At 61.8% G+C, this 19,893-nt stretch carries 15 protein-coding genes; 10 read left to right on the top strand and 5 right to left on the bottom strand.

What is annotated here, in order from left to right; genetic code table 11:
• Window positions 1–123 precede the first annotated feature (123 nt).
• From JI59_RS27730 to JI59_RS18880, 5 genes are all read left to right on the top strand, one after another.
• On the top strand, window positions 124–330 hold the full coding sequence (locus JI59_RS27730) for a DUF1499 domain-containing protein (protein ID WP_274378225.1): 207 nt from the start codon (window positions 124–126) through the stop codon (window positions 328–330).
• Between the two features lie 361 nt (window positions 331–691).
• Window positions 692–3,163 carry a TonB-dependent receptor domain-containing protein gene (locus JI59_RS18865; protein ID WP_007014124.1) on the top strand — a complete coding sequence of 824 codons (2,472 nt, stop codon included), beginning with the start codon at window positions 692–694 and terminating at the stop codon, window positions 3,161–3,163.
• Between the two features lie 77 nt (window positions 3,164–3,240).
• Window positions 3,241–5,088, top strand: a complete 1,848-nt coding sequence (locus JI59_RS18870) for a methyl-accepting chemotaxis protein (protein WP_007014123.1) — start codon at window positions 3,241–3,243, stop codon at window positions 5,086–5,088.
• 170 nt (window positions 5,089–5,258) lie between these two features.
• Window positions 5,259–6,353 carry a DUF2332 domain-containing protein gene (locus JI59_RS18875; RefSeq protein WP_138921450.1) on the top strand — a complete coding sequence of 365 codons (1,095 nt, stop codon included), beginning with the start codon at window positions 5,259–5,261 and terminating at the stop codon, window positions 6,351–6,353.
• Between the two features lie 475 nt (window positions 6,354–6,828).
• Window positions 6,829–8,412, top strand: coding sequence for an integrase catalytic domain-containing protein (locus JI59_RS18880; protein ID WP_007015845.1), 1,584 nt, complete (start codon window positions 6,829–6,831; stop codon window positions 8,410–8,412).
• Window positions 8,413–8,950: 538 nt separating this feature from the next.
• Here JI59_RS18880 and JI59_RS18885 read toward each other — a convergent pair.
• The gene (locus tag JI59_RS18885; RefSeq protein WP_007014121.1) at window positions 8,951–9,856 is read right to left on the bottom strand and encodes a LysR family transcriptional regulator; all 906 of its coding nucleotides are present in this window, start codon (window positions 9,854–9,856) and stop codon (window positions 8,951–8,953) included.
• A 120-nt stretch (window positions 9,857–9,976) separates the two neighbouring features.
• Here JI59_RS18885 and JI59_RS18890 point away from each other — a divergent pair, with 120 nt between their 5' ends.
• The 3 genes from JI59_RS18890 (at window position 9,977) to JI59_RS18900 (ending at window position 11,679) form a co-directional block, all read left to right on the top strand.
• Window positions 9,977–10,528 (top strand): carboxymuconolactone decarboxylase family protein, encoded by a 552-nt coding sequence (locus JI59_RS18890; protein ID WP_007014120.1) that lies wholly within the window; start codon window positions 9,977–9,979, stop codon window positions 10,526–10,528.
• 72 nt (window positions 10,529–10,600) lie between these two features.
• On the top strand, window positions 10,601–11,218 hold the full coding sequence (locus JI59_RS18895; protein ID WP_007014119.1) for a pyridoxamine 5'-phosphate oxidase family protein: 618 nt from the start codon (window positions 10,601–10,603) through the stop codon (window positions 11,216–11,218).
• The gene (locus JI59_RS18900) at window positions 11,215–11,679 is read left to right on the top strand and encodes a nuclear transport factor 2 family protein (RefSeq protein WP_007014118.1); all 465 of its coding nucleotides are present in this window, start codon (window positions 11,215–11,217) and stop codon (window positions 11,677–11,679) included. Before JI59_RS18895 ends, JI59_RS18900 begins: the two co-directional genes overlap by 4 nt.
• A 347-nt stretch (window positions 11,680–12,026) precedes the next feature.
• Here JI59_RS18900 and JI59_RS18905 read toward each other — a convergent pair whose 3' ends face one another.
• From JI59_RS18905 to JI59_RS26270, 4 genes are all read right to left on the bottom strand, one after another.
• A complete protein-coding gene (locus tag JI59_RS18905) occupies window positions 12,027–13,355 on the bottom strand; it encodes an aspartate aminotransferase family protein (RefSeq protein WP_039857675.1) in 1,329 nt (442 codons plus the stop codon).
• 49 nt (window positions 13,356–13,404) lie between these two features.
• Window positions 13,405–14,520: a phosphotransferase enzyme family protein gene (locus JI59_RS18910; RefSeq protein ID WP_052118030.1), complete on the bottom strand. Its 1,116-nt coding sequence runs from the start codon at window positions 14,518–14,520 to the stop codon at window positions 13,405–13,407.
• A gap of 171 nt (window positions 14,521–14,691) precedes the next feature.
• Window positions 14,692–15,354, bottom strand: coding sequence for a haloacid dehalogenase type II (locus JI59_RS18915; protein ID WP_007014115.1), 663 nt, complete (start codon window positions 15,352–15,354; stop codon window positions 14,692–14,694).
• A 260-nt stretch (window positions 15,355–15,614) separates the two neighbouring features.
• Window positions 15,615–16,103, bottom strand: a complete 489-nt coding sequence (locus JI59_RS26270; protein ID WP_007014114.1) for an Lrp/AsnC family transcriptional regulator — start codon at window positions 16,101–16,103, stop codon at window positions 15,615–15,617.
• Window positions 16,104–16,625: 522 nt separating this feature from the next.
• Here JI59_RS26270 and JI59_RS28030 point away from each other — a divergent pair.
• Entirely contained in the window at window positions 16,626–17,297 is a 672-nt protein-coding gene (locus JI59_RS28030; RefSeq protein WP_039857671.1) for a cold-shock protein, read from the top strand.
• Between the two features lie 334 nt (window positions 17,298–17,631).
• Window positions 17,632–19,668 (top strand): RNA polymerase sigma factor RpoD, encoded by a 2,037-nt coding sequence (gene rpoD / locus JI59_RS18930; protein WP_007014111.1) that lies wholly within the window; start codon window positions 17,632–17,634, stop codon window positions 19,666–19,668.
• Window positions 19,669–19,893: the final 225 nt, after the last annotated feature.

A 19,893-nucleotide genomic window follows, 5' to 3' on the forward strand; every position in this document is an offset into this window, starting at 1 on the left:
CATTCCATACCGCCGCTACCTCAGGCATCTCCTCGCGGGGCAGGGGCAGGGGCAGGGGCAGGGGCAGGCCGTGGCCGAATCGATACAAGCCAGCTTGTCGCGCCGCCCAGCACCACGAGCACCATCAGCGCGGACGATCCGGAGCACGGGCATGTCGAGGCCACGGCGTACATCCGGCTTCAAGATGACGTGGTCATAAGGATCACTTCCATCGACGATGGCCCTCAGTCGCGCGTCGATATGCGTTCGCTCAGCCGGATCGGTGTTGGCGACATTGGTCCGAACGCCCGCCGGATTCGCGAGTTGCTCGCGGACCTCGCCAAAGCGTGAGTGAGTAGTTTCGGTCGCTTAAGCGGGGACGCGTGTCCTCTCAGCACGGCCTGCCGTGTGGGCGAACTGCTCTATCTGCGGGCACCCGCTGGCGCCAAGATAGCGCGGGTTCATTCCCTTTTCTTCGTAAATCCCAGCCGAAGGTGCGGCGGTAGGCTGTTTCGATGGCCGGCTCACTTCGCCGGGCGGTGTTCTGCTGCTGGCGAAGTCCGTCTGCGAGCGAAAGACGAGCGCATAGCACATTTGCAATAATGGCTTGCAGCCGGACTACGGGAAACTCCTAGTCTGCGATCAAGATCAAATAATTAAAGCCTTTCTAGGGGATGCAGCGCGATTGAAGTGAAAGAGAGAGTGCCCAATAATGAGAAATACCTATCTGCTGTGTACGGTCGCTTCGCTTGTACTCAGCACGCCTGCTTTTGCTGCGACGCAGGTTCTGGACGACGATGGCGCTAATGCTGCCGAACAAACCCAGCCTACGGCGCGTCCGGCACGAAAGCCAGCATTCAATACCGGTGTCGCGCGCGCCCGCGATCCGCTCGATACGGCTATCTCGACCAGCACCATCGTGGAAACCGAGATCACCAAGATTTCCCCGCGATCACTGGCAGAACTGGCCCGGCTGATCCCGGGCATCCGGGCCGAAGCTGGTAATGGCGAGGGCGGCAACAGCTATACTGTTCGCGGCCTGCCGCTCGTTTCGGACGGGGCAAAATACATCCAGTTGCAGGAAAACGGACTGCCGGTGCTGGAATACGGCGACGTGTTCAACCTCGGTTCGGATCGCCTGCTGCGCCTCGACCTCAACCTCGCCGCCGTACAGGCGATTCGCGGCGGGTCGGCTTCGACCTTCGCGTCCAGCGCGCCGGGCGGCATCATCAATCTGATCGACAAGACCGGCGACGTGGAAGGTGGCTCCATCCAGGCAACTGCCGGGCTCGACTATCAGAGCTACCGCCTCGACATGGACTATGGCGCGCATATCAACGACACGCTGCGCTTTCACATCGGCGGGTTCTATCGCTCTGGCGAAGGGCCGCGTGCCACGGGATACAACGCCTATCATGGCGGCCAGGTCAAGTTCAACATGACCAAGGATTTCGCCGGCGGTTATTTCCGAGTGTACTTCAAACTGCTCGACGATCATGTGCCGAATTACTACACGGCGCCGCTTGGCGTGTCGGGGACCAACGCAAAACCGACCTATTCCGCGTTACCCGGCTTTGACGCCCAGAAAAACACCATGTCGTCCCGCTACTTCTCCACGCTGCCGTTTCTCGACAGTGACAACAAGCTATTCACCGCCGACGTTCACGAGGGCGTTCACCTCAAGAACACGGCGCTGGGCTTTTCGACCAAGATCGACCTGGGCGAGTGGACGGTCACTGACAACTTCCGGTATTCCGACGTGAGCGGAAACGAGCCCACCTTCTCTCCAATCGTCACGCTGCCCGCAGCCTTTACCGCGGCGGCTTTCGGCGGCAACGGCGTACGCTACGTGAACGGTCCCAATGCCGGCAAGACCACGATCGGTGGCAACGGGCTGTTGGCCGCCAACATCTATGTCATCGCCCACGTCAACGACATGTCCAACGTGACCAACGACCTGCGCGCCAGCCGGGTGTGGGATCTTGGCGGCGGCAAGCTGACCATGACCGGCGGCTTCTATCATGCTGACCAGAAGCTCGATTTCGACATGAACGGCACGACGTATATCAGCGACGTTGTGGGCGGTGGCAAGAGCGCGCTTGTCGACATCACGTTGAACGGCACTCCCATCACCCAGAATGGCGTCCTTGCCCTTGGTGTTCCCGGATATATCGGGATCAAGCGCGCCTATGACGTGAGCTACAACGTCAACGCCCCCTATGGTTCGCTCAATTTCCACAAGGGCCGGCTCGCGCTGGGCGGCAGCCTGCGATATGACTACGGTGCGGTGCGCGGCTCCACCCTGGCGGACACTCCGGAAAGTGCCGGCGCCTACGACTTGAACCGCGACGGGGTGCCAGAAACACTCGCAAACTTCCTGCCGACGACGCCCGCCGATCCGGTTCATTACAACTATCACTACCTGTCCTATTCGGTCAGCGCCAATTTCCGCCTCGCGGAAGAATTCTCGCTGTTCGCGCGCTACAGCCGGGGCGCGCGCGCCGCCGCCGACCGCATCCTGTTCACCCCGGCGATTAGTTCGATAGACGGCGGCCTGACCAGCAAGAAGGCGGCCTATGACCCGGTCCGGCAGCTTGAGGGGGGCTTCAAGTATCGCAGCGGCGACGTGACTGCCAACCTCACCGGGTTCCTCGCCAACGTTGACGAGACCAACACGCAGATCAACACCAACACAAACGGTGACGTCCAGCTCGAGCTGATTTCGCGCTCGTACCGTGCCTATGGGGCCGAGTTCGAGGCCAGCTGGCGCCGCGGCCGGTTCTCGATCAACGGCGGGGCGACCTTGACCCATGCGGAAATCACTGCCGACCCCGCTCATCCCGAATTCGTCGGAAATACCCCGCGCCATCAGGCCAAGCTGATCTACCAGCTGGTCCCGCAGTATGACCAGGGACAGTTCGCGGTGGGTGCCAGCATCGTTGGCACCACCGCAAGTTATGCGCAGGACGAAAACCAGCTGCGCTTGCCGGCCTTTACCACGGTTGGCGCGTTTGCGCTGTTCCGTCCGGCCAGCAACGTCGTTCTGTCGGTCAATGCGACCAACCTCTTCGACAAGCTGGCCGTCGTCAACGTCACGCAAGGCGCTCTGCCGGCCTCGGGCGTGGTTGCCGCGCAGACGCTTAACGGTCGCCAAGTTTCCGCATCGCTGCGGTTCAACTTCTGATCAACGGTCGGGGGGCGCCGGCGCGGCGCACCGAGGCGGCGGCCCCCACCCACACAAAACGAGAAATGGCGCGAGACATGTTCCAGTCCATGACGATACCGAAGAAACTTGGTTTTTCCTTCCTGGCAATCAACCTGTGCGCAGCCCTTGTCATGGCCGTGTTCTTCGTGAGCATCATGATGATCCGCTCGTCCACTGCCAGCAACAACCTCAGCCAGTCGATCCTGGCCAAGGAACTTTTGCTGGAAACCTCGATCCTACGTCAGAACAGCCAGCTTCGAGGTTTTTTGGTTACCGGCGACGATAGCTACCTGAAATCCTACCATGAAGGTCGCGAAGACTATGACAGGACTTCGGCTGAGCTTGAGGGCCTGCTGAAGAGCCCCGAGACGCTCGCTCTCCTTAAAAAATCTCGTGCGGAAACGCTTGCCTGGCGCAAGAACTGGGGTGACCGCCTGATCGACGTGGTACACGCTCAGGGCCGCCAGGCGGCATCCGATGAAGTTCGCCAGGCGGGCAAGGCCGTACTGGTCAGCGCCGCCGTCCTGCCGCTGCGCGACCTGCGCGCGGTAGAAGACAAGCTTATCCAGAGTAACGCCGAGCAACAGGACGAGGCAATAGTCACGGCGCTAGTCGTGCTGGGCTTGGGAACGGCGCTGCTCATCGGCCTTGCCGTATTCCTCGCCCGGACGCTCAGCCGCAGCATCGCCGCTCCGCTGACCGCCATGACTTGCACGATGAGCGACCTGGTGGCCGGCCGCAACGATATCGACGTCCCCGAAACGTCGCGACCCGACGAACTGGGCGACATGGCCCGCGCGCTGCTCGTCTTTCGCGACGCAGCCAAGGACAAGGCCAGAGCCGATGCGGATCAGGCCCATGTTGTCAAAACGCTGGGCGAAGGGCTGAAAGTCCTGGCGTCGGGTGACATGACCTACGTGATCGAACAGCCTTTTGCTGGCCATTACGATCTGCTCCGCCAGAGCTTCAATCAGATGGCCGGGCACATGGAGGAAAGCCTTCGTCAGGTCTCCGAATCGGCGCAAAGCGTGCGCACCGGCTCCAGCGAAATCCGAGCCGCCTCCGAGGATTTGGCCCACCGTACGGAAATCCAGGCGATCTCAATCGAGAAGACGGCTGGATCGACCCGGCAAGTGACCAATATGGTCGCCGAAACCGCACAGGGTGCCCACACCATGCGCGGAGCCATCGATTCCGTTCATCAGGAAGCTGCCAAGGGCGGCGATGTCGTCAAGCAAGCGATTTGCGCGATGGATGCGATCGAAAAGAGCAGCGAGGAAATCCATCAGATCATCAATGTGATCGATGGCATTGCCTTCCAGACCAACCTGCTGGCCTTGAACGCCGGCGTCGAGGCGGCACGGGCAGGCCATGCCGGCAAGGGCTTTGCCGTGGTCGCCAACGAGGTCCGGGCGCTCGCCCAGCGTTCCGCTGACGCGGCCCAGGACATCAAGCATCTCATCACGACCTGCAGCAATCAGGTCGGCGAGGGTGTGACCCTTGTCGGCGAGACCGGTCAGATGCTGACACGCATAATCCAGGGCATCAGCGAGATAACGACCTTGGTCAGCGACATGGCTGGGACCACCCAGACCCAGTCGACTAATCTGCGCGAGGTTAACGGGTCCATCGCTGAAATGGACCAGATGACCCAGCAGAACGCCGCAATGGTCGAAGAGACGATGGCCTGCGCGCGCAGTCTTGCCAACGAAGCCGACCAGCTAGCCACGCTAGTCACGCGCTTCCAGTTGCGCGACAGCGGTCGCAAGCCCCAGCGCCCGCTTGTCGGTGAGACATCGCCCGCGCTCAGCCAGAACTTCGTCGCACCCGCTCGGCCAGCACTGACTGTGATGGGCAATCTCGCGGTCAGGTCGGAAGCCGACGAAGACTGGGCGGAGTTCTGATGCCCAGACGGGCCTGTGAGGCCATTCCTCTTGAAATTGCCGCGCCGCCCATCCCGGCTGCTGGCCGGTCAGCGACAACGGAGAAGCCGTTGCCTGCCGCGAATTGCGTGCAAGCGGCCGGGGAGCACCTCGAGGGTATCACACCAGCAAGGCGCGGCAGCCCGTTGGTCATGCCAAACGACGGCGATTGGCGATTAACTCTGCCCACGCATCGGCTGCCGGTTCGTGTTGCGGCGCATCTGGGATGCCGCAGCGAACTGGGGCGGCAGGCGCTTTTCGCCCGGTCGATCGGCTCGCCATTCGTGGCGGCAGTGCTCGAGGCGGGACAGCGCCAACTCGATCAGGCGCCGCTTACGGCGGACCTGATCGACAATTGGCAGGGCGATCCGGCATCGTCGGCGATGGCGATGCGCTTCAACGCGGCCATCCACGCTCTTGCCCGAAGCGAAGAAATTCCAGCACTTTCGGCCTTGTACCGATGCGAGCATGACGATTTCGACGGAGCGATCGCGCAGGCGCTTCGCCAGGGCGATGGGCGTATACTGGCAGCCATGGCGCACCCCACGCAGACCAACGAAGTCGGACGGGCGGCTGCGCTGCTGTGCGCGCTCATGGTGGTGCAACTCCAGACAGGCATGGCTTTCGACCTGCTGGAACTCGGCGCAAGTTGCGGGCTCAATCTCAACCTCGACCATTACGACTACGCCCTTGCCGGCCGGCAGGTGGGACGGGCTGGCTCGCCCGTGCGGGTGGCACCCGAATGGCGCGGCGCGCCGCCGCCGCACGCCCCGGTAGAAATTCGCTCCGCGCGCGGCGTCGATCTAAACCCGCCCGACCTTGACGATCCCGCAACGGCCGATCGCATGCTGTCCTATGTGTGGGCCGATCAGGGCGCGCGGCTGGAGCGGCTGGCACTGGCGCTGGACTTGGCGCGCACGCACAGGCCCCTGGTTGATCGCATGGATGCCGGCTCATGGCTGGGACAACGGCTGGCAGAACCCCAGAGTGAAGGCGCCTGCCGGGTCGTGCTCCATTCGATGATGATCCAGTATCTGGCCACCGAAGAGCGAGCGGTGGTGGAAGGCGCCATTCGCCAAGCAGGCGAGTGCGCCGACGCCCGGCATCCCCTCGCCTGGATCAGCTTCGAGTGGACGCAAGATCGCAGCGAGGTGCGCCTCCTGCTGACGCTTTGGCCCGATGGCAGCACCCGTCACCTGGCGACCTGCCACCCCTACGGCGCCTGGATCGACTGGCTGGCCGACTAAGTCCGGCCAGCCAGTCCGTCTGGGCCGGCTACGGCAATCAGGTCTCTGCGATGACCGCCGGACGCTGAACGAGCAAGCAAGGGTCAGCTAAGGATCGCGCTTGGATTTGCTGGAGCGATGCCTCGGCGGCGCCCTTGCCACCCCAACATCGGGCATGAGAGCCCGATGGCATACACTCACACGTATCTCTAGGCCGCGCGCCTCTCCTTGCTGATCTCCGACGATAGAGAGCAGCAGATCGCCTATCAGGGCATGCCGCGAGGGCGCCTGCGGATCAGTCCGGTGCTGTCGGACGGACGGCTATTTGTCTGCCGTTGCTCGGACGCTTGGCTCAGGCCTAACCCATGACACTTCTCCTTGTGTCACCCGAACTGACAAACTGACCCCCGCATTGCCTCAAGCAGAATGTTACCGGTAGGACTGCGGGCCCGAGGGGGATGGAGGCTGTTCTGTAACCCTGGATCGGGGATGTCGGATGGGCAGGCGGATCAGCATGGCGACACGATCGGAGTTGGTGGGGGCGATTATCGAGCGGTATCGATCATGCTCTCGGGCGAGCAAGCAGCAGATCCTGGACGAGTTTGTTGCGGTCACCGGTTATCATCGCAAGCACGCGATCCGCGTGCTTGGACGCCGCGAGACGAAGCCGCCGCGCGACCGGCGTCAGGCGATCCGTTACGGCGGCGATGTCCGCGAGGCGCTGGTGGTGTTGTGGGAGGCGTCGGATCGCCTCTGCTCAAAGCGCCTGAAGCCGTTGATCCCGGTTCTGCTACCGGCGCTCGAGCGGCACGACCGGCTCGACGTCAGTGCCGAGCTGCGCGACAAGCTGCTCACGGTGAGCGCGGCGACGATGGACCGGCTGCTGTCGGAGGTGCGTATTGTCGCGCGCGGCGGGCGGCGGCGTCGGACCGGCATGAGCTCCGCAGTGCGCCGGTCGGTTCCGGTCCGCACCTTCGGGGACTGGAACGATCCTGTGCCCGGTTATGTTGAGGTCGACTTCGTGGCGCATTCCGGCACCTCTTCCTCCGGCAGTTTCGTGCAAACGATGGTGCTGACCGACATCGCCACGGGGTGGACCGAATGCGTGCCGGTCCGCAGTCGCGACAGCAGCCTGGTGGTTGCGGCGATCCAGCAAGCGCAGCGGTTCTTTCCGTTCCCACTCCTGGGCGTAGACTTCGACAATGACAGCGCCTTCATGAATGAACTCGTGGTCTGCTGGTGCCGAAGCCAGGGTCTGGAGGTGACGCGCTCCCGGGCCTATCGCAAGAATGATCAGGCGTGGGTCGAGCAGAAGAACGGCGCCATCGTCCGGCGCCTGGTGGGCTACGGCAGGTTCGTGGGAGCGGAGGCGACAGCGGCGCTCAGCCGCTTGTACGATGTGGTGCGGCTGCACGGTAATCTGTTCCAACCCTCGTTCAAACTGCGGGAGAAGACCCGGATCGGTGCGCGCATCATCAAACGCTATCATCCGCCCACGCCGCCGGCCGCGCGCGTGCTGGCTCATCCCGATGTAGCCGCGCCCGATAAAGAGCGGCTGAGCCGGATGCTGGAAATGGCCGATCCCGTGATGCTGTTCGCAGGCATCCGGGCAGCACAAGACGATCTGGGGAAACGCGTCGATCGCCGCGGGCTGAATGCCAAGCCTGAGGAGCCGGTCGTTGTCGACCTGCAGCGCTTTGCCGTCAATCTGGAGACAGCCTGGCAGGCGGGCGAGACGCGGCCCACGCATCGGCGTCCCTATCGGCGAACCAAGCCCTATCCCAAAAGGCCGAGCATGCTCGATCCGTTCGAGGCGCAAATCCGCGCGTGGATCGCGGCGGACCCGACGCTCTCGGCAGCCGCAGTGTTGCAGCGGCTTATGAGCGCCGATCCGTCACGCTTCACGAAGAAGAGCGAGCGAACGGTGCAATTAGCCGTGAAGGCGTGGCGCGCGGAAATCACCGGGCAGATCATCCTCAATGGTGACTGGATGAAGGGCTTCGCCCTATCTGCACCCGCCGCGGCGGGTGGAGATAGGGCGCACCTCGCAACCGCTCAGCCCGGTAACAATCTTCGGTGAGGCAACACGTGGGGTCAAATCTGCAGTTCGTTTGACACCTTGGCCTGGAATGGCCGGGGAGAGAACGAGCGGAGGCAGGCCTGCGGAACCTTGTCACACGTTCTGACCTGCATTCCGAGGGCGCCGTTCATGCACGGCGGGGTCGATGTCTGAACGTCCCATGATGCTTCTCCCGTGGCCGGAATAGCCGATCAGAGGATATCGGACGCCGATGCCGAGCGTCGCCCTGTTTGCAGATGGCAGCTAGCGCTCAAAGCCTTGCCAAATCGACGCGCTTGAACAGGCCTATACCTTCATTGGGGCAACACAAGCCGCCGGGTCTCCACGGTGCTCCCATGAGCTCAACTTGCCCGGGCTGAGGACCATACGACTCAAGGAATTTCCGTGGCTCGCATTCTGCCTTGAGTTCGACACACATGTGGATGTCTGGCGTGTGCTTCATGCCAAGCGGAATATGCCGACTTGGCTGTCCGATGCAGGTGATTAGTTGAGCTGCCGTTCGCGGCCCCAGACCGGCTCGTCGGAACCTGCCATGCATTCAGCCTGGCTCGTCTGCCAATCCAGCTTTCAGCCGCGGTGCTGCAAAGTCCAGGAAGGCGCGCAGCTTGAGCGGCAAGATGGCCTGCGGATTATGGACCAGTTGCACGGGCTGCGGCTCGGTTTCAAAGGCTTGGAGGACCTTGGTCAGGCGCCCCTCAACAATCGCCTGCGCCGCTTGGTAGGAAAGCACGCGAATGATGCCCGCCCCGGCAAGGGCAGCATCCATCGCGCCGTTAGCCGTGTTGACCGAGAAGCGTGGACTGATGGCAATGGCTGTGGCCCGGTCCTGAACAGAGAACAGCCAAGTGCTATCGGAGCGGACGCGCTCGAACCCGACACAATCATGGTCCACGAGGTCCTGCGGCGTGGCCGGGGAGCCGCGACGGGCGAGATAGCCCGGGCTGGCGCAGGTGATCCACCGAACGGCACCCAATCGCCGGACAACCAAGCCACTGTCTGGCAGCTCGCCGATCCGCACGGCCAGGTCGACACGGTTCTCGACGATATCGATTATCGCGTCTGAGAGCGTCAAGCGGACGGTAATATCCAGATAGGCCGCGAGGAAATCCAGCACGACCGGTTGGATATGGAGCCGCCCGAACATTACCGGCGCGGTGATCAAGAGTTCACCGCGGGGCGTGCGATACTCACCGCTGGCCAGCCGTTCGGCATCGTCCAACTCTTCAATGATCTGGCGGCAAGCGGCCACGTAGGCCCGGCCGGCGTCGGTGAGCAGCAGCCGGCGGCTCGTGCGCACGACCAGCTGGGTGCGAAGGTGCGCCTCCAGGTCGGATACCCGCCGACTTACGGTCGGCAGCGGCACACCGAGCCGGCGCGACGCAGCGGAGAGACTACCTCCGTCGACGGCGGTGATGAGTGTCCGTATGGCTTCGAACCTGTCCATGTACCTTCCATAATCCGGAAGAATGGCTTTCGAAAGTAATGGATGCTCAGAATTATCGAAAGGTTCTAATTCTTGTCCACCGGCCAATCCCAGGCCGCCCGTCAGACAAGGACCAAGCCCATGCCCCGCATTCCCCAACCTGCCACCATTGCCGATGCGCCCGAAGCCTCGCGTCCCCTGCTCGAAGCTGTCATCAAGCAACTCGGTTCAGCCCCCAACCTTTTCCGCCTGATCGCCACCAGCCCGCAGGCGCTGGAGGGCTATCTCGCTCTGTCGGGTGCGCTCGGCAAGGGTGCGCTGCCGGCCGCGACCCGCGAACGGATCGCGCTTGCGGTTGCTGAGATCAACGGCTGCGGCTACTGCCTGTCTGCCCACGCCTACCTGGGCCAGAAATTCGCCCGGCTCGACGAAGCCGAAATTGCGGCCAACCGCAGCGGTGCCTCGAACGATCCCAAGGCCGATGCCGCGGTACGCTTTGCCGTCCGGGTCGCGGCGACGCGCGGCCATATCGGCGACGCCGAGTTCTCGGCAGTGAAACTGGCCGGCTACACCGACGCGCAGATCATCGAGATCGTGCAGCATGTCGCGCTGAACACCTGGACCAACAGCTTCAATAATGTGTTCCAGACCGAGATCGACTTTCCGGTCTTGACCGCGCGCCAGGCGGCCTGACCGGACGGGCGGCGGGCGCTCCGACCATCCGGCGACCGTCGCCTCCCGCTATTTGTGGAGGAGTCCCAAACTATGCCCTCCAGCGACGTTGCCTTCACCGCCAGCGTCAAGGCGATGCAGCAGGCCCGCGGGTCACGCGAAGCCTATGCCAGGATTGAACAGCGTGGCGGCTTCCGCACCGGGATCAACGACGACCTGGCTGACTTCCTCACCCGGATCGACACGGCCTATCTCGCCACGGCCAGCGCCGGCAGCCAGCCCTATGCCCAGCACCGAGGTGGACCACCCGGCTTCATCAGGGTGATCGACGCGCGCACGCTGGGCTTTGCCGATTTTGTCGGCAACCGCCAATACGTCACTGCCGGCAACCTTGCCGAGAACGAGCAGGCCTTCCTGTTCCTGATGGACTATGGCGCTCGCCGGCGCATCAAGATCTGGGGCCTGGCGCGGGTTGTGGCGGACGATCCGGAGCTGGTCGCGCGGCTCATGCCGCAAGGCTACCCCGCCCGGGCCGAACAGGCGATCCTGTTCACTGTGCTGGCGTGGGACGTGAATTGCCCACAGCATATTCCTCGCAAGCTCGACGCCGATGACGTGACCATTGCCATCACCTCTCTGGAAGCCCGCATTGCCACACTCGAAACCGAAAACGCAGAGCTCCGGGCCCAGATCGAAAGGACCAAACCATGAGCCGCCTGCCAGTGCCTCCGTTCACGCACGAGACTGCCGCCCTCAAGGCCCGCGCGGCAGAAGATGCCTGGAACAGTCGTGATCCTGCCCGCGTGGCGCTTGCCTACACGCCCGCCAGCCAGTGGCGGAACCGGGCCGAGTTTATCACCGGGCGTCCGGCGATCGAGTCATTCCTTGCCCGCAAGTGGGCGCGGGAGCTGGACTACCGCCTGATCAAGGAAGTGTGGGCACACACGGCCAACCGCATCGCGGTCCGCTTTGCCTACGAATACCACGACGACAGTGGCAACTCGTTCCGCGCCTATGGCAACGAAAACTGGCAGTTCGATGCCGAAGGGCTGATGGAGCGCCGTATCGCTAGCATCAATGAGCATCCGATCGCGGAGGCTGACCGTTTGTTTCATTGGCCGCTCGGGCCTCGCCCCGGGGGCGCGCCGGGCCTGTCCGAACTGGGGCTCTAGCGCTTGGTCAATCGGGCGGATCGGCTGGAGAAGGAGTGGCGTAGCTAGTAAGGTCCGCTAGCGAAATCCTGCGGGTAACCCCTGTCCGATCTGGTTGAAAATCCTATCCCCGGTCGCTGTGACGGCCAGGGCTGCTCAGCAGTCCGATCCGGTAAAAAAGACCGGTTTCAGGCCGTGCCTGGGGCGCCTCCATCTGCAGGAAGGTCGGGGGAGCGGACACTTGCCAATTTTCGAAACGGGGCGCGACCCCACAGCAATGCGACCTTTAATACCAGGCCAGCAGCCTGCTGCTCTTCCGTCTATATCGCGGCGAAGCGCACATGCAGGTGGTGAAACTTCGTCTTTTTCTACAATGTACATTTTCTCAGAGCAGCTTCGAATACCACCAGGAACTTGTCGACATGCTCGTCCTCGCAGACCAGCGGAGGTCGAATCTTGAGCGCATCCTCGTTAGCTGCCGTCGTGCTGATGAGCACGCCGTCGTCCCGCATGGCGTTGACCAGATCGAGCGCGAGCATCCGGCGTTCCATAGAGGAACTTGCGTCAGACCCGATATCGACCCCGAAGAACAATCCGGCGTTCCGGATCGCGCGAATTCCGGGGGAGTGCGCGGCAACGAGCTCAAGGCCGGTCCTCAGCCGCCGGCTCACGGCGACTACCTTTTCCAATATGCCGTCGCGCTGCAGGACGGTCAGAACGGCACTGGCGGCGGCGATGCCGACCGTGTTTCCGGCAAAGGTGTTCGAGTACCGCGCGGTCTGGCCGAACAGTTCCATCGGATGCTGGCGGCCTACGACTGCGCCGATCGGAAAGCCATTCCCCATAGGCTTTCCCAGCGTGGCCAGATCGGGGACGATGCCGTGGCGCTCGAAGCCCCACATATGCGAACCGGTGCGGCCGAAGCCCGGCTGAACCTCGTCCGATATAACCAGGCCACCCGCCTCGCGGACAGCCTCGACCGCGCCGGCGATAAAGCCCGGCGGATCGATCCAGACACCATCGCTTGAAAAGATGCTGTCGAACAACAGCGCAGCCACGCCGATACCGCGGCGTTGCAGGTCCGTAATTGCGGCGCGAACCTGGGCTTCGAAGAATGATGCCGCCTGATCATCGGGCACGCCGCTCGGTCCGGGCAGCGCGACCATGCGCACGGTCGGGCTGAGGTTCACCGCAGCTCCCAGATTGGGAGATACTGCGGCCACGGCGGCGCTGGTTCCGTGATAGGCATAGGAGGTGACGATTACGCCTTCGTTGCCGCTTACCAATCGCGCAATGCGCAAGGCAAGGTCGTTGGACTCACTGCCGGTGCAGGTAAACACCACGCGGTCCATCTCGGCGGGAAATGTGCCGACGAGCCTTTCCGCATAGTCCACCAGCTTCGGCTCAAGATACCGGGTATTGGCGCTGAGCCGGGCCGCCTGCTCGGCCATCGCCGCATTCACTTCGGGATGGCAGTGCCCGAGTGACGGCACGTTGTTGTAGAAATCGAGATAGGCGCGGTTATCCGGGTCGTAGAGCCACATCCCTTCGCCGCGCACGAAGTGGACCGGTTTGCGATACTGCAGCCTGTATGAAGCGCCGAGAACGGCATCACGCCGCGCGATCAATTCAGTCTCGCGTTGGGGAAGCTCGGCCTCGCCGGGCCTGAAGCGGTTGGGCATGAGATCTACGGACATGAGGTGCTGCCTATATGGTGCGGTTGTCGTTCAGGATGTGGGTGCTGCTTCAGGATGGGGCGAGCCCCGCCGCGGCGCGAATTGCCGCTTCGCCTGACGACGCATCGAGCAAAGCCAGGACCGCCAGCCCTTGTTCCGCCCGCTTCACGTTCTTCATGATATAGGGGGCGGCAGCCGGGAAAAGGTGTGACCGCCAGTTGTTGATCAGGAGCAGAGCGCTCTGGCGCGCACGCATCAATCCCAGCAGGAGCGATGCTTCGAGTTCCGACAAGGGAGCCAGCGATGCATAGCCGGCGATGACATGTTCCGCTCCGCCCAGCGGAGTGCGCGGATCGATGACGAAATGCCCTGCTGCAATGGCGAGGTCCTGAATTCGGGGATTCCAGCCGCCATCGCCGAAATCGATGAATCCGATGCCCTTGCCGGTATCGATCATGTTGAATGGACTGGGATCGTTGTGGGTGACTTGCCAGTCGAGGTCGGCGATGTACGGAGAAATGTCGCGAATGTACTCCGCCATGGCACTGCGCACGAGCGACGCAGTCCGTCCCTTGCTAAGATAGCGCTCCAGTTCCACCAGCCATGGCCAGCAGGCGATGTTCCAAAGCACGGGGCGCCGTGCCGCCTGCGGGTCGGTGTCTTTCATGGCGAGATTGAGCCGAGCGAGCGCCGCGCCGACCTTGCGGAGGATCTCAGGAGTGCGCGGCACCATGTGCAGAGGAATCCCGTCCATGCGCGTTTGGAGGTAGCCGCAGCCCCCCTCATGTTCGAACATCAGCCCGCCAGAGAGCGTGTCGATCACCTCTGGCGCCATGACCCCGTCGGCCCCGCGCAGACCTGCCATCGCGGCGGACTGGAACTGAAAGCTTTCAAGGGTCTGCGGTCTCGAAGACGTCTTGAGAATGAACGCCCGGCCATCGGTCAGCTTTGCATCGAAGGTGCGCTCCACTTCGGACGACAAGGCGGTGAGAGCACCCTGCTGCCCGTAGTGCTGCTCAAGCAGCAAGACCGGCACATCGGACTCCGATGCGTCGGGCAGCATGGCCAGGCGCTCCGCAGCGGCCTGGAAGTAGGCCCTGTCATCGCACGATGCACGTTGATCGCCCGCCAGGAGGCCGATTTCCCTGACCTCCGCATCGGTTGAAACGCCGGTGCGTGACTTCACCTCGAAGGTCCTGTCCAAAGGGTACGAGCACACCGGGACGATGCAGCATATCCCATATGACAAGCTGCGTCGGCTTTGCAGCGAGCGCAGGGTTGACCTGCACCTTCCACCCAGTCTTTTAGCAAGACAAACAGCGACATAGATAACCTTTCCGCCCGGCCGTCCTTATCTTCACAGGCCCAGCAGGGCCGGGAGTTCGTGGAAGTCCTTGATGCGGGTCACGCCATAATGATCGGTAGGCGGTTCATGCCCGCGATCGACGAACACCTTGGCGCCAAAACCCAGATCGTGTGCCGTCATCAGATCGTAGCGCGGGCTCGATGAAACATGCATCATGTCTTCCGGTCTACATCCCAACCGATCGAGCATATACTCGAACGGCCGCATCAGCGGCTTGTAGGCGCCCGCTTCCTCGGCCGTCAGCACGGCATGGAAAGGCACGCCAATATTGCGCGCGCTGTGGGGGATCAGATCCACCATGCTGTTGGACAGGATGACGAGCGGATATTGCTCCGCGATCCGGCTCAAGGGGCCGGGCACATCGGCGTGGGGCTGCCAGGTGGGCACTGCATCGTAGAGGGCCTGGATGTCGCGCGCGTCATGTTCGACCCCATGCTTGCGGCAGGCGCGTTCGATCGAGTTGGCAATGACATCGTAGAACGGCTTCCATGCGCCCAACACTTCATCCAGACGATAGGCGCGGAATGAATCAAGAAAGGCATCCATCTTCGAAGGCTTGACGCGGTTCAAGAAAATTTCGCGCGCGCTCGGCCCCATGATGAAATTGATCATGGTGCCATAGCAATCGAAACTTATGTATTTTGGCCTGAACATGGGAGGACACACCTTGGTCGAAGTTTTCTGACAAGACCAAGGCTAGGGTCTGAGCGGTGCGGAATGCTGCCGTTGTCTCGATGTTCAGAAGAATCTTGTCCCGCCTTGGAGGCTGTCCTCGAAATTGGCACAGGATCGTAGTGGATCAGCAATGCCCTTGTGCTTCCATCAGTTTCGAATTTGCCAGATTCCTCTAATGCTCAATGGAGGCATTTTCAGGGACAGGGTTACAAAGACACCTGCGATCCATCGCGGGCAAATCAACTGGGATTAGAAGCGAAAAGTTGGTCAATTGGATAACTTTCGCGAACAATCGGAGAGTCGAGTACAATATAGCAGGAGTATTTCCCTATCCCGGCTTCACTTTCTAGCAATATTTCCATGACCTTCTGGTAATGACTAACGCTTCTGGCCACCACTTTAAGAAGGTAATCATATCCTCCTGTAACATGATGGCATTCGACGATTTCGCGAACTTCCCTGACGTGGTCGAGGAATCGTTTGAAATTGCTAGTGCGATGTCCCGTCAGTGTCACTTCCGTGAACACCATCAAATGCTCGCCCAGCAATTCCAGCGCGATGCGGGCGCCATAGGATTTGATATAGCCCAGGTTTTCAAGGCGCTTGACGCGGCACAGGCAAGGACTGGTCGAAAGCCCGACTGCATCCGCCAATCCGACATTGGTCACGCGGCCGTGCTCCTGGAGAAACGATAAAATCTTGAAATCTATCCGATCGAGCTTTTCCATTTCAATTTCCGATGCGCGGACTGGCCTTCAAGCAAATTGAATTCTTTACGAAATGCCTCGGCAGCTTATGCGCCGCGCAGCCGCAGTTTTCACCGGGGAATGAAGCGACTCCAGCAGATATTTACCGCACGTGACCTGGAAACTTAAACTCTGTGCTGCTTTGGGCGTCTGATCGACTTGTCCAAGCGCCAACTGCAGACTGCGCGCACGAAGCTGTTGCATTGCAACGCCCAGTGAGCCAGCGGCGCGCGTACTTTGAATGTACGAATGTTTCACGCCTTGCTCGCATAAAACCAGACCTGCCGGTCGTCCCGACTTTGCTGATGAGTTTGGCTCCGTCATCGCCGTGATAATGCCGCCTGCGTACTTTGTATCGAGCTGTTCGCAGAACTCGAGTCGCCAAGGCGCCGCTTCGCTGCTATCGGCTATTATCCTGCATCCTGAAACGGGTTCTGCAGCCTTGCGTGCTACGTTCACTCGCGAGGATAGGTTTCTTCGGACGTGGTTTAAGGTATCTAACAGATGACATTCGACAGGGGAAATCGCGGCTATGGTCGCGATCGGTTCGGCGGTGGTGATGATCGTTGGGGCGGCGGAAACGATCGCTTTGGCGGCGGTGACCGCTTCGGTGGCGGCCAGCGTGGTGGCTTCGGTGGCTCGCGAGGCGGCGGTTTCGGCGGTGGCGGTTCGCGTGGCGGTCCAGGCCAGGTTGTGGGTCAGGGCCGTGGCACGGTCAAGTTCTTCAACCCCGACAAGGGCTTCGGCTTCATTCAGCTTGAAGGTGGCGGCGACGATGCATTCGTGCACATCAGCGCTGTGCAGTCCGCCGGCCTCGAAACGCTGGCGGAAGGTCAGCAGCTGGAATTCCAGCTGGTTGAGCGCAACGGCAAGGTTTCCGCATCTGAACTGACCATCGTCGGCGAGGTCGTTGTTGCCGAACGTCGCGAGCGGCCTGCCGCTCCTGTTCAACGTCAGTCCACTGGCGAGAAGGCAACCGGCACGGTCAAGTTCTTCAATGGCACGAAGGGCTTCGGCTTCATCGTCCGCGATGACGGCCAGCCTGATGCGTTCGTGCATATCAGCGCCGTTGAGCGCTCCGGTCTGCACGGCCTTTCGGAAGGCGATCAGCTCGAATTCGAGATCGAGATCGATCGCCGCGGCAAGGCGTCGGCCGTGAATCTGGTCCAGCGCTGACGGACTGGGCCATGGCTGCCGCAGGAGGCCATGGCTTCATCTCGTGCTTTCCGTCACCGATCGCCTCATGATCGGCGACGGAAAGCGCCCGGCTCATGTCGATGGCCCTGATCAAGGCAGCCTTCGACATACTGATTGCAGGGCCAGGGGCGTGTGTCCCTGGTCCGAACGCGGAGCACGCGGGCGGACCAGCTTCTTCTCGGAACTGATGTCCGGCCACATTGCTCGAACCCCAGATCAGAGGCGGTTCATTCCTGCCTGGTGATCTGAGAACCTAGCCTTGTCCTGGCGCGATCATCGTCATGGACAGGCCCATAAGACGACAACGGATTGCATGACTAACGACGATCGCAGCGGCGACAACGACTCTCCTCTCCTCGACCTGGACAAGGGCTCGGTCCAGCGGTTCATCGCGCGCGCCAAAAGCAAGGGCGTCATCACGGTCAAGGAGTTGAATGCCGCTCTGCCGCAGGACCAGATGACCACCGATCAGATCGAGGACATCATGGCCGCGATCTCGGATATGGGCGTCAAAATCATCGAGAACGACGATGATGACGATGAGGAAGGCGAGCAGGAAGACGGCGTGGACGCCGTTGATGGTCGCGATGACGATTCCGGTTCGGATTCCGAGTTCAATGAAGGTAATTCCCGGCGCCGTCCCGGCGAGAGCCGCAAGGTCGACACCCACGCGCGATCCGACGACCCGGTCCGCATGTACCTGCAGGAAATGGGCGCCGCCGAGATGCTTAGCCGCGAGGGTGAAGCCGCCATCGCCAAGCGCATCGAAGCCGGCCGCGACATGATGATCATGGGCCTCTGCGAAAGCCCCATGACCTTCCACGCGATCATCGGCTGGTCCGAAGCGCTCAACAAGGGCGACATGCAGCTGCGCGAGATCCTAGATCTCGACGCGATGCTCTCCAAGGAGCCGCAGCCCGAAAATCTGGGCGAGGACGGTGAGAGCGACGGCGAGATTTCCGCTGCCACCGCCGGGCCCACCTTCAAGGAGGACGACGATTCCGTCGAGGACAACTCGGAGGAAGTCGACGAGGAGGGCAATCCGATCCCCAAGCGCAGGGGTGATGAGGATGAAGAAGATGACAACATTCTCTCCCTCGGCCAGATGGAAGCCGCGCTTAAGCCGGAAGCGCTGGCAAAGTTTGCGCTCATCACGGAACTGTTCCGCACATTCGAACGCCTGCAGAGCGAGCGGCTCGACGCTCTGGCACTGGGCATCGATTTCCCGGGTGCCAAGGAAGACCAATACCAGCAGCTTCGTGAAGACCTTACGGCGCAGGTCGAATCGGTTCAGTTCCACGCAACCAAGATCGAATCTCTTGTCGACAACCTCTACGCCTTCAACCGCCGCCTGACGACGCTGGGCGGCCAGATGCTGCGCCTGGCCGAACGCCACAAGGTCAAGCGCGCCGATTTCCTCGATGCTTACACGGGCCGGGAGCTGGACGACACTTGGCTCGCTGAAGTGGCCAGCACGGACAAGAAGTGGGCTGCCTTTGCTGAAAGCGAGGCTGAACCTGCCGAGCGTATCCGCCTCGAGATATCGGACATCGCCGCCGCAACCGGCATGGCGCTTCCCGAGTTTCGCCGCATCGTGAACATGGTCCAGAAGGCGGAGCGTGAAGCGCGCATCGCCAAGAAGGAAATGGTCGAGGCGAACCTGCGCCTGGTGATCTCGATCGCCAAGAAGTACACCAACCGCGGCCTGCAGTTCCTGGACCTCATCCAGGAAGGCAATATCGGCCTGATGAAGGCGGTCGACAAGTTCCAATACCGCCGCGGCTACAAGTTCTCGACTTACGCGACCTGGTGGATCAGGCAGGCGATCACCCGCTCGATCGCGGACCAGGCCCGCACCATCCGTATCCCGGTCCACATGATCGAGACGATCAACAAGCTGGTACGCACGAGCCGCCAGTTCCTCCATGACCAGGGCCGCGAGCCCACGCCCGAGGAAATGGCCGAGAAGCTGTCGATGCCGCTCGAAAAAGTGAAGCGGGTTCTGAAGATCGCCAAGGAGCCGATCTCCCTCGAAACGCCGATTGGCGACGAGGAAGACAGCAGCCTTGGCAACTTCATCCAGGACGAGAACGCCGTCATCCCGGTGGACGCGGCGATCCAGGCCAACCTCAAGGAAATGATCACTCGTACGCTGGCATCGCTGACTCCTCGCGAGGAGCGCGTGCTGCGCATGCGCTTCGGCATCGGCATGCCGACAGATCACACGCTGGAGGAGGTCGGACAGCAATTCTCGGTGACTCGCGAGCGAATCCGTCAGATCGAAGCAAAGGCGCTACGCAAGCTCAAACATCCGAGCCGTTCACGCATCATGCGAGCGTTCCTCGACTAAGTAGAGATCGCTCGACATCTGCCCGAGTTGCGGATGGTCTGCACCTGAGGACCCAAAATTGGCGTCTGAACGACTGCGGTGGGTCGACTGTCGCTGGAAGCGAACACCGGTTCGCGGGACGTTGCTGCCGGTCGCCGCCACTACTGGCAACGGCTGATTACGCCGAAACCGGTAATTCGTGGCACCACGTCAGCCCTCTCCCCCAACTCTTAGCCGTTGGACAAA

Origin of the sequence: Novosphingobium pentaromativorans US6-1, from assembly GCF_000767465.1 — a bacterium.
GTDB lineage: Bacteria > Pseudomonadota > Alphaproteobacteria > Sphingomonadales > Sphingomonadaceae > Novosphingobium > Novosphingobium pentaromativorans.